Genomic DNA, 10,593 nt, shown 5'->3' with positions numbered 1-10,593 from the left:
CGGACTGGAGGCCTTGAAACCGAAGAAGAAAGGTAGGCCAAGTAAGGTGTCAAAGAAAAGTAAGAAGAATGCCAGTAAAATGGTCAACTACCCCAGTCTTTAGACTAGGGTAGTTGACCCATGGTGAGGTTCCAGTCTTTTTGATTTCCTTAAAGGCGGGGGAACGGGGCTAAACCTCACAGAAGCGGATATGGTTATCCACTACGATCCTTGGTGGAATGTGGCTGCGCAAAACCAAGCTACCGATCGGGCCCACCGAATTGGCCAAGCAAACAAGGTGATGGTTTACAAGCTGATTGTCAAGGATTCCTTGGAAGAAAAAATTATGGACATGGAAGCAAAGAAGGCCAAGTAAGCTGACGACATTCTTTCCGGTAAAGGGCTGCAAGATGCAACCATTACCCGGGAAGAATTACTGGAAATTATTTAGAAAAATTATCGAACCGTTAGAAATCAACGCTTTTGTGGCGTGAAATCTCTAGCGGTTTTTGTTTTTCTAATTACAAGTAAAGGCTGCTTGAACTTCAGCGACATCGTCGAATTTGGTGATGGTATCGCCGATGATTTGGTAATTTTCGTGACCTTTACCTGCTAGTAAAATTACATCACCTGGGTGGGCGAGTGCGACAGCCTTGCGAATAGCTTGACGTCAGTCAAGTTCAATTTCAATCTGGGTCATGTCGTCAAGGCCTCTTAACATGTCTAAGATGATGTCAGCCGGATTTTCTTGGCGGGGATTGTCAGTAGTTAAGATGACCAAATCACTGTACTTTTGGGCAATTTGAGTCATCTTAGGGCGTTTATCGGCGTCCCGATTACCGCCACACCCAAAGACGGTGATAATTCGGCTTTGGGTCAGAGGTTTGAGCGTTTGGAGCGCATTGGCTAGGGCAGCTGGTGTGTGAGCGTAGTCAACAAACGCGTTGATTTCATGGGGGCCGGTTACCAATTGTAAGCGCCCTTTAACTCCGGTAACTGTTTTGAGAGCAGCGATAATTGTCTTGAGGTCTAGGCCATAAACATAGGCCCCAGCAATGGCGGCTAGGGCATTGTAAACGTTGTGGGTCCCGACTAAGGGAAGGTAAACGGCATAACTTTGGCCTAATGCTTGGAGGGTGAAATCCGTCCCCTGGGCGTGGTGGTGCAGCTTGGTCGCTTGAAAATCGGCATCCTTATTAATTCCGTAAGTCAAAATTTGGGCTTCAGTGGATGTTATGATGAAATCAGCTAGGGTGTCGTCTTGGTTGATGATGGCAGTTTTGCCCTTTTGTAAGTTACCTAATTGTGAGAAGAGCAAACTTTTAGCATGAGCATATTCCGCCATATTCTGGTGATAATCCAAGTGGTCTTGGGAGAAGTTGGTAAAGATAGCGGTATTAAAATCAACTTCCCAGGTCCGGCCTTGGACGAGGGCCACAGAAGAAACTTCCATGCTGACAGCTTGGACTTTGGCTTCAACCATTTGGGCGAATAGTTTTTGTAATTTATGATTGGCTGGTGTGGTGTTGATGGCTTTAAGATATTGATTGTCAACCTTATGGTACATAGTGCCCACTAGGCCAGTTTTTATGTGTTGATAGCGATAAACAGCGTCTAAAAGGTGAGTTACGGTGGTTTTACCGTTGGTCCCAGTCACCCCAGTTAAGTGGAGTTTTTGACTAGGGTGATCATAAAAGATGGCACTTAAAGTGGCCATGGCTCGCCGGGTGTCGCGGACGTAGACCACGGGCACTTTGACTTGGAGGGGCTTTTGAGCCACAATCAGGCGGGCGCCCTGATTTATGGCTTGGGTAACGAGGTCGTGACCATCAGTTTTGAAACCGGAAATTGCGATAAAGACACTATTGGGTATCAGTTCATGGGTATTTTGGCTGACCAAACTTACTTCAAAGTCAAGATCTTGGTCAGCGGGTAAGGAAATTCTTCGATAGTTTAGGCTGTTGATTAAAGTTTGTGCATTCATGAGATAACCCCCTGGTTATTTTGTAATTGGATATCTCTAGCTTAGATAAGTTTTGTGAATATTTTATGACTAAATTATGGCAATCTTCAGAGTGTTCTGTGTAAATTTAGGAAACGGTGGATTCTGCCCTTCAAGATGAGGGGGACTGGCAGTCATTTATGTCATTATTGTAAAACTTTGGTTTAAGTTTTTTTGTTAGGGGGAAGTTTTTTTCAGGCCCCCAGGAAGAAAAGTTCTTCCCGAAAGGCATCGGGTTGGGCCATGTAGTTTTGGAGCGTATTAGCGTCAAAGTTGTCAAAGCAACGGACCGCACGAGTTAAAATTTTGGTGAAAGCTTTAAAAATGTAGCCTTTAAAGTTATGGTGGCCAGGTTTTTTGGCGAGATTGCGTACGCGTACCATGACGGGGCGGAAGTTACGTATAAGTTCAAAATTTAAAAGCGGATTGGTTTCAAATAAAAAGGCTTCAACTTCGCTACATGAACTTACGGTGACCGTTTTTTCGGCTTGCTTTTTGGCAGCAAAAATCAAGTGCCCTAGTTCGTAGCTTGAAGCAAGTGAGCTATTATAAGTCGCTAAGAGATCCGCTAAATGGGGGTGGAGACCAGCCTTAACTTGTCCTTCTTTGAGGCAGCCAGCTTCATCACCTTGCTTTAAGTCTGGTTGCGTCAGAGTCGGCTGGGGAGTTGCTGGTAGCTGGGCTTGAGATTTAGTGGAATTTTCTGGTGCTGGCTTTTGCTTAGCTGGTATTAAATCCTCAGGTTTGAGGGGAAAGAAATAGCGGTTAGCTTGACCGGGATGTTTGGCAGTTTGTACTTCTAAAAGACCCGCCTTTTTGAGAGCTTGAATATCTTGACTGATGGAGCGTTTGGTAACTTGGAATTCCTGACTGAGCTCGTCATGGGAGTAAACGATGTAGAAGTCGCCATCTTGATAAAAGTTAGAACCATGGCGCATAGAAGAGGCTAGTCGGTTATAAAAACGGCCCATGATGAGCATTTGCCGGCTAGATAGTTGGTAATTGAAGAGAAAATCGTAAACTTTGAAGTAAGTGCTAGTCATAATAAAAATCTCCTTGAAAAATTGTCTTTATATAAAGTAAGGAAATTAGCGCTTAAAATGTCCTATTTTTTTAAAAAATATTTTGAAATAATTTAACTAAGTATTTTAAATTTTTCCCGGAAATTAAAATCGACCGTTGTGGTTGGCTTTTTAGGTGTGGTTTCGGTAAAATAAAAGGGGGTGAAATAAAATGAAAAAGTTGATTAAAAGTGGTTTTTGGGTGGTTCTAGGTTTATTTTTAGGAATTTTATTTCCGCTAGTTGCCCGAGCCGATTACCAGATTACGGCCTATCAAATTCAAGCCCAAATCCAGCCGAATGGCAGTTTGAGTCTTCAAAGAAAGATTACTTATGATTTTGATGATGAGGCTAATGGCGTCTACTACCGGCAAAATTTAGCTAGTGGGCAGAAGCTAAGTCAACCAGAAGTTAAAGTTAATGGGCAAAAAACCCGCAACTATGAATTAAATCACGATCAAGCGGGGTACCGTTTCAAGGTTTATCATCATACGAATGGTGGGAAGGTAACCTTTACTTATGATTATGTAATTGAGAAGGCCGTGATTAATTGGCAAGATACAGCAGAATTGAATTTTAAAATTATTGGTGACGGCTGGGAAGAAAGTCTACACAACGTGCAGGTCAAAGTTAGCCTTCCCCAAAAGCAAGTATCTTCACTGCAAGCTTGGGTTCATGGACCATTGAATGGTTATAATGAGGTTAATCGTTCTTTAGGTTACAGTAAATTTAGGGTGGCTCGCGTACCGGCGAAGACTTTTGTGGAAATTCACATGGTCTTTGATAAAGCCTTAACTGCTAATAATCCTGAGTTGCGCTCTAGCAAGCGCTTAGCCCAGGTGCGCGCCCAAGAAGCTAAATTTGCTAAGGAAGCTAACGCTAAGCGTCGCAATCAAAAGCTATTAGCGTATGTCACTGCGTTTTTGGGAAGCTTGTTGGTCTTGCGTTTGATGTGGGTAGGTTTTGTAAAGAAACCCGAATATGGGCCACGTCCGCTTAAAAAGAGTTTAACGCCTCATGTTTTTGAACCTCCAACTTATCCGGCGGCGATGGCGCAAGCTTTGCGTACAGCGCATGTTCCAAATGCATTAGGTTTGAGTGCTCATTTATTAGAGTTAGTAGCTGCTAAAAAGCTTAAGTTGGAGGAGCTGCCGGGCTCCAAAGGTTCTAAAGAGTATCGCCTAACCTTAGTGGATTTTGTAGATGAAGAATTAATAGATTTTCTGTTCAAAGAAGTGGGGGATGGTAAGAGTTTTACGACCCAGAAATTACGACGGTATGGTAAACGTGCGCGCACTTCTCAGAAAATCAACGATGCTTATAGTGCCTGGCAAGAGGCAGTTTATACCGGTTTGTTTCAACAAGGATATCTTTCAAAAACGCAACAAGATGCGGGAACGAAATTTAACTTAAAGTTAATCTTGGGGATAGTAGCAACCATCTTTTTAGGTCTAGGGATCTTCTTTTTGAATCAAGAGTTTGGCCTTATTTGCCTCTTAATTTGGTTACCGCTAGAATTGATGGTGGCGCTGATTTGGGGATTAAGGAAGTCAGCTTACACAGTACAAGGAGCCCAGGAAGCTACTAAGCTCAATGGTTTGTATAAGATGCTAGATGAAATTGGTAATTTCCGTCCGAAAGAAGTGGGGGATATTACCTTATGGGAAACGTTATTACCTTATGCTACCGCGTTTGGCTTATCGGAAAAGGTAGTAGCGGCCCTAAAAACTGATTTTTCAGTGGCGGAGTTTCAAGCTAGTGGTCATGAGCTGCTTTACTATTCTCTAATTAGCCATAATATGGTGGCAAGTTTCAGTGAGAGTTTTGATCGTAGTTTTGAGCAAAGCTTGACTAATTATAGTGCTTCATCTTCATCGTCATCATCTGGTAGTTCAGGTGGCTTTTCAGGTGGCAATTCAGGTGGCTTCGGCGGTGGCTCCGGTGGCGGTGCGTTTTAATTAAAAAATAAAATCTGAATTCGAATTTGGGAAAACACACGCCCAATTCTGAGTTCGGATTTTTTAATTATTTGACATTATGTAAGCGCTGTCTTAAAATGGTAATTGATTTTACTTAAATGGATGGTGATGGTTGTGGAAGCGCAAGATAATTTGGGAGTGGGACACACGCCCTTGTATAAATTACACACTCCGGCAGATTATGCTGCTGTTTATGTCAAACTTGATTACAAAAATCCTACTGGATCAACCAAAGATCGGGTTGCGGTGGAAATTATTCGTCAAGCTTTAAATCATGATTTGCTTCAGGCAAATGGTACTTTGGTTGAAGCAAGTAAGAAAGATTTTGGCCTTTCTTTGACAGTCTTTGCGAAAAAAATGGGTTGTCATGCGGTGATTGTCATGCCTGAGGATGCGCAAGCACAAAAGGCTGTGATTGAAGCGCATGGAGGTCAAGTGGTGACAACTTCTGCTAATCTAGGGATGGAAGGCGCCCGCAAGAAAGCCCAACTTCTAGCTGATGAAAAAGGCTGGTTTATGCCCAATCAGTACTATAACCCTGCTAATTCAGATGCTCATGAAAAAGGTACGGGCCCAGAAATCATTGCCGCTTTAGCAGGTAAGCGTATTGATGCTTTCGTTGCTGGAATCAATACTGGTGGCACACTTAGCGGGGTGGGTCATGCTCTAAAAGAAGAATGGGTTGGGACTCAAGTAGTGGCGCTTAGTAACCACCATACCCCATTTCTACAGCAGGAGAAGAGCCAACCTTATAGTTTAGAAAGTTTAGGGAATGGCTTTGTCCCTGATATTTTAGATCGGGATATTTACGATGAGGTTTTGCAATTAGACCTAGCTGCCGCGCAAAAGCTGGGTTCCGAAGTAGCACGAAGGGAAGGAATAGTTGTGAAGGCGAAGGCGGCTGAAAATATCTGGACAGCTTATCAAGTCGCCCGGCGTTTGGGGCCGGGTAAGATAGTCGTAACGATTGCGCCATAAAGAGTCCCGCAAAGTTCGTCTGGGTGACGGACTTTGCATTAGCAATTTAAAAAAGTTATTTTAACTTTCAAAATAAATTAAAAAGCAACTAGGGTAAAAACTCTGTCTCCAGAGAATTTATGAAGAAATTTCATTTTAATAATGAAAGACTTTCATTATTAAAAATAAGGTATATGCAATAATTACTATGAGGAGGGAATTAAGGTGTTTAAAGTAATGCGAAATTTTTTCCAAAGACCAGTCGTAAACTTTATCGGCCGGACTCTATTATATTTATTGATTATGATTGGCTTGGTTTACCTCTATAACTATAGCGGGATTAATCAGCCACACTTTATCTACAATGAGTTTTAAGGAGGGATTTTAGGTGGAAAATATTTTAACTCAAATTGACCAGTGGGCTGTAACTGACCCCAACCGTGTTTGCTATGACTATTTGGGGCATAGCTACACCTATGGTCAGCTAAAAGAAAAAAGCGATAATTTAGCTGCAGCCCTTGAAAAGATGGAACTTCCGCAACATGCACCGATCTTGATTTTTGGTGGCCAAGATTTTAATGTGCTAGTAACTTTTTTAGCCAGTGTTAAAAGCGGGCATGCTTATATTCCTGTCGACATTCATTCTCCTTTGAGTCGGATTCAAATTATCAATGAAATTGCTACTCCAGCTGCAATTATTAATCTGTCTGATTCAAAATTAAACATAACTGCAGATCGTGTCTTAGATAAGGCAGAAATTCTTGCATTGATAGCGCAAAAAGGGCAGATATCTCCAGAAAACTTTGTTCACGACGAAGAAACTTTCTACATTATCTTTACGTCTGGAACCACGGGGAAACCAAAAGGTGTTCAAATTAGTGCTAATAACTTACAAAGTTTCTTAACTTGGATGCAAACAGACTTTAATCTTGAAGAGGGAGAAAACTTTTTAGCGCAAGCGCCTTATTCTTTTGACCTGTCGGTTATGTCTCTTTATCCAAGTTTAACTACTGGTAGTAAGCTTTCGGTCTTACCGCCAGAAGTTACTAATAATTTTAAAGAACTTTTTACCCGCTTACCAAAATTAGCTTTAAGTACCTGGGTTTCAACGCCGTCTTTTATGGAAATTTGCCTTTTACAACCGACTTTTAATGCGCAAAACTTACCTAGTTTAAAGCATTTTATCTTTTGTGGTGAAGAATTAACCAAAAAGACTGCGCAAGAATTAAAAACACGTTTCCCAACTAGTCATATTTTTAATACCTATGGCCCAACGGAAGCAACTGTTGCAGTTAGTCAAGTAGAATTGTCTCAACAAATTTTTGACCAGTATACTCGCTTACCAATTGGGTATGTCAAAGACGATTGTCATGTAGTTTTAGTAGACGAAGACTTAAATGAAGTCCAACCAGGCCAACAAGGAGAAATTTTAATCCAAGGTCCGGGACTTTCTAAATGTTATCTCAATAACCCAGAAAAAACCAATCAAGCCTTCATTGATTTTCAAGGCAAACGGGCTTACCGGACTGGAGATTTGGGTTCAATGACGGACGATGGTCTCTTACTTTATGGGGGCCGGGTAGATTTCCAAGTGAAGATGCATGGTTTTCGGATTGAACTTGAAGATGTGGATCACCACTTGAATCGGGTGAAATTGATTAGTCAAGCAATTACAATTCCTAAACATGATAAAAATAAGAAAGTTACTCAATTAATTGCTTACGCAGTTGTTAAAGAAAATGACTACCCATCTAATCTAGCGTTAGCGAAGGCTATTAAAGAAGAAATGGCAACTTTTACGATGGAGTACATGATTCCACAACGCTTTGTCTTTGTAGATTCTTTACCTCTTTCGGTCAATGGCAAGATTGATCGCAAGAAGTTGATTGCTGAGGTTAACCATGATTAATGTTCAACCTTACGCAACCCCAACCTACTTTGTCTGGCTATTTTTAGCGCTAGTACCACTAATTATCGGTCTTTTGAAAGGCAAGCGTTTCATGCTTTATGAAGTGGTTCTAAACTTTGTTATTCTAGTTTTAACTTTTGGCGGTTCCAAGTGGCACGAAGGGGTTGCCTTAATCTGTTATGTGATTTTTGAGACCCTTCTTATTTGGGGCTATCACACTTATCGTCAAAAGAAGAACGGGACATTTATTTTTTGCGTGGCAGTCTTTTTAGCAATCTTGCCTTTAGTTATTGTAAAGATTGTCCCCGCAATTCAGATGGGGAAAACGTCAATTTTAGGTTTCTTAGGGATTAGTTACCTGACCTTTAAAGTGGTGGGAATGATTATGGAAACCAGAGATGGTATGCTGAAAGAATTTTCCTTTTTAAAGACGCTCCACTTCATTCTCTTTTTCCCAACGATTTCATCCGGTCCCATTGATCGTTATCGTCGTTTCAGTAAAGACTATGCCAAACCTTTGAAAAAAGACAAATATCTTGATATGTTGCAAAAGGCCGTCTTTTATATCTTTTTAGGTTTTCTGTATAAGTTCTTACTGGCTTACTTCTTTGGTAGCTATTTATTACCAATCATCTCGAAACATGCCCTAGTACATGGGGGTATTTCTTGGTGGCTTGTAGCATATACTTATTGCTATTCAATGGATCTGTTCTTTGATTTTGCAGGTTACTCTTTATTTGCGGTGGGGATTTCTTATATGATGGGTGTGGCAACGCCGATTAACTTTAATAAGCCATTTGCTGCCCCTAATATCAAGGAATTTTGGAACCGTTGGCACATGTCTTTATCATTTTGGTTTAGAGATTACATTTATATGCGGCTAGTCTTTTTCTTAATGAAAAAGAAACTCGTTAAAAATAAGGTTACGCTTGCTAATCTCGGGTATTTAACACTATTTTTAATTATGGGCTTTTGGCACGGTTTAACTTGGTATTACATTGTTTATGGACTTTACCATGCCTTAGCTATCATTACTTGTGATGCTTGGATTCGTTTCAAGAAAAAACACCAACTGCCAAGCAATCATTTTACAAAGGCTCTAGCAATTTTTACAACTTTTAATGTTGTTTGCTTTAGTTTTCTGATATTCTCAGGCTTTTTGGATACGTTATTTTTTAAATAATACGAGGAGGAATTTAACATGGAACAAGAAGTATTAAATTTATTAGAAGAATTAACCGGCTCTGATGAGGTACAAACTAATCTTGATTTAGACTTATTTGAATCAGGACTTTTGGACTCGATGGCAACGGTTCAACTCTTATTAGAATTAGATGCGACTTTTGATATTGAAGTACCAGTTTCTGAATTTGAAAGATCTGAATGGAATACGCCCGCTAAAGTGATTGCTAAAGTTAAGGAATTACAGGACTAATGCACCATGAAAAAGAGGCTATGGAATATCTTTGGGCCCGTTATTTTAGCGGGACTAATCTTAATAGGTTTACTCTTTATCCCTTTTAACACGGGGAAAAGTAGCCAGTCTACCTTAGATAAGGCAGCTGTTTCCTTGAATAAAAATATTTTTAAAGGCGAAAGTGTAAAACAGTCTGCCTTAGCTAAGAATTATGTGCCATTTTTTGGATCATCTGAACTATCAAGACTTGACGCGTTTCATCCAGCGGTATTGGCTAAAAAGTATCATCGCTCTTATCGGCCATTCCTGTTAGGAAATGCAGGGAGTCAATCGCTAAGTCAGTACCTAGGAATGCAAGAAATTAAAGGGCAGTTACAAGGCAAAAAAGCTGTTTTTATTATCTCACCACAATGGTTTGTTAAAGGGGGGGCGAATCCGTTAGCTTTTGCGCAATATTATTCCAATTTAGAATTTGTTGATTTTGCTTTGGGAGCGCAAAACACGACCACCGACCGCTTCGCTGCTTCTCGTCTACTAGCTTTGCGGGCCAACCAAGCTGGATATTTAGAACGTACGGTTTTGAAACGGATTGCAAAAGGGCAACACCTAACTACCTGGCAAAAAGTTGCTTTAAAATTGAAGAGAAATCAACTTTTAAAAGAAGATGGTTTGTTCTCAACGCTTACGCTAAAGGGAAAAAATTTAGCGAAAGTAAATAAGCAAATGAAGTCTCTACCTAAAACTTATAATTATCAAGTTCTTAATAAATTGGCTTTAAAGCAAGGACGTAAAAGTACTTCCAGTAATAACTTAGGAATTGCCAATAAATTTTGGAAGCGACGACTTGAAAAAAAGTTACCTGAATTAAAGGATTCACAAAAGAATTTTAATTACACGAAGTCAGTTGAATACGGTGACTTTCAGTTAGTTTTAAACCAATTTGCTCAAAGTAAGACGGATGTGCTTTTCATCATCCCTCCTATTAATAAGAAATGGAGTACCTACACGGGATTATCGTTGCCAATGGTTGACAAAACGGTCGGTAAGTTACGTTATCAACTTCAAAGTCAGGGGTTTAATAATGTTTTAGATTTATCTAAAGATGGTGGGCAAGAATACTTTATGCAAGATACCATCCACTTAGGCTGGCGCGGATGGTTGCGAGTTGACCAGGCCGTGAAGCCATTTTTAGAGACGAAAGCTAGTCCAACTAACTATCATTTAAATAATTACTTTTATAGCAAAGCTTGGCAAAACAAAAGTCAAGTTAAGTAGTATAATGTAAGCGGG

General features: G+C 40.4%; 10 protein-coding genes. 8 read left to right on the top strand and 2 right to left on the bottom strand.

What is annotated here, in order from left to right:
- Window positions 1–190 precede the first annotated feature (190 nt).
- On the top strand, window positions 191–355 hold the full coding sequence (locus FC36_RS12785) for a C-terminal helicase domain-containing protein (RefSeq protein ID WP_225349945.1): 165 nt from the start codon (window positions 191–193) through the stop codon (window positions 353–355).
- Between the two features lie 294 nt (window positions 356–649).
- Here FC36_RS12785 and FC36_RS02605 read toward each other — a convergent pair whose 3' ends face one another.
- Both FC36_RS02605 and FC36_RS02600 read right to left on the bottom strand, forming a co-directional pair.
- Entirely contained in the window at window positions 650–1,963 is a 1,314-nt protein-coding gene (locus FC36_RS02605) for a UDP-N-acetylmuramoyl-L-alanyl-D-glutamate--2,6-diaminopimelate ligase (protein ID WP_225349944.1), read from the bottom strand.
- Window positions 1,964–2,175: 212 nt separating this feature from the next.
- The gene (locus FC36_RS02600; protein WP_025020989.1) at window positions 2,176–3,024 is read right to left on the bottom strand and encodes a helix-turn-helix domain-containing protein; all 849 of its coding nucleotides are present in this window, start codon (window positions 3,022–3,024) and stop codon (window positions 2,176–2,178) included.
- A 190-nt stretch (window positions 3,025–3,214) separates the two neighbouring features.
- Between FC36_RS02600 and FC36_RS02595 the strand changes: the two genes are divergently transcribed.
- From FC36_RS02595 to dltD, 7 genes are all read left to right on the top strand, one after another.
- Window positions 3,215–4,999: a DUF2207 domain-containing protein gene (locus tag FC36_RS02595; RefSeq protein WP_025020988.1), complete on the top strand. Its 1,785-nt coding sequence runs from the start codon at window positions 3,215–3,217 to the stop codon at window positions 4,997–4,999.
- 135 nt (window positions 5,000–5,134) lie between these two features.
- The gene (locus FC36_RS02590) at window positions 5,135–5,998 is read left to right on the top strand and encodes a PLP-dependent cysteine synthase family protein (protein ID WP_235805795.1); all 864 of its coding nucleotides are present in this window, start codon (window positions 5,135–5,137) and stop codon (window positions 5,996–5,998) included.
- 204 nt (window positions 5,999–6,202) lie between these two features.
- A complete protein-coding gene (locus tag FC36_RS11550; protein ID WP_225349943.1) occupies window positions 6,203–6,352 on the top strand; it encodes a teichoic acid D-Ala incorporation-associated protein DltX in 150 nt (49 codons plus the stop codon).
- 13 nt (window positions 6,353–6,365) lie between these two features.
- The gene (gene dltA / locus FC36_RS02585) at window positions 6,366–7,886 is read left to right on the top strand and encodes a D-alanine--poly(phosphoribitol) ligase subunit DltA (protein ID WP_025020986.1); all 1,521 of its coding nucleotides are present in this window, start codon (window positions 6,366–6,368) and stop codon (window positions 7,884–7,886) included.
- A complete protein-coding gene (dltB, locus tag FC36_RS02580) occupies window positions 7,879–9,069 on the top strand; it encodes a D-alanyl-lipoteichoic acid biosynthesis protein DltB (protein WP_025020985.1) in 1,191 nt (396 codons plus the stop codon). The genes dltA and dltB overlap by 8 nt, the downstream gene beginning before the upstream one ends.
- A gap of 18 nt (window positions 9,070–9,087) precedes the next feature.
- Window positions 9,088–9,321 carry a D-alanine--poly(phosphoribitol) ligase subunit DltC gene (gene dltC / locus FC36_RS02575; RefSeq protein ID WP_025020984.1) on the top strand — a complete coding sequence of 78 codons (234 nt, stop codon included), beginning with the start codon at window positions 9,088–9,090 and terminating at the stop codon, window positions 9,319–9,321.
- Between the two features lie 6 nt (window positions 9,322–9,327).
- On the top strand, window positions 9,328–10,578 hold the full coding sequence (gene dltD / locus FC36_RS02570) for a D-alanyl-lipoteichoic acid biosynthesis protein DltD (RefSeq protein ID WP_025020983.1): 1,251 nt from the start codon (window positions 9,328–9,330) through the stop codon (window positions 10,576–10,578).
- The last annotated feature ends 15 nt before the right edge of the window (window positions 10,579–10,593 follow it).

Origin of the sequence: Ligilactobacillus equi DSM 15833 = JCM 10991, from assembly GCF_001435735.1 — a bacterium.
GTDB lineage: Bacteria > Bacillota > Bacilli > Lactobacillales > Lactobacillaceae > Ligilactobacillus > Ligilactobacillus equi.
The sequence above is the reverse complement of the archived record's forward strand: the minus strand, read 5'-3'. Positions and strand labels throughout refer to the sequence as shown.

Bases quoted from the DNA above. Each gene is read 5' to 3' on its own strand.
- FC36_RS12785 (WP_225349945.1), top strand. From the start codon at position 191: ATGGTTATCCACTACGATCCTTGGTGGAATGTGGCTGCGCAAAACCAA.
- FC36_RS02605 (WP_225349944.1), bottom strand. From the start codon at position 1,963: ATGAATGCACAAACTTTAATCAACAGCCTAAACTATCGAAGAATTTCC.
- FC36_RS02600 (WP_025020989.1), bottom strand. From the start codon at position 3,024: ATGACTAGCACTTACTTCAAAGTTTACGATTTTCTCTTCAATTACCAA.
- FC36_RS02595 (WP_025020988.1), top strand. From the start codon at position 3,215: ATGAAAAAGTTGATTAAAAGTGGTTTTTGGGTGGTTCTAGGTTTATTT.
- dltB (WP_025020985.1), top strand. From the start codon at position 7,879: ATGATTAATGTTCAACCTTACGCAACCCCAACCTACTTTGTCTGGCTA.
- dltC (WP_025020984.1), top strand. From the start codon at position 9,088: ATGGAACAAGAAGTATTAAATTTATTAGAAGAATTAACCGGCTCTGAT.
- dltD (WP_025020983.1), top strand. From the start codon at position 9,328: ATGAAAAAGAGGCTATGGAATATCTTTGGGCCCGTTATTTTAGCGGGA.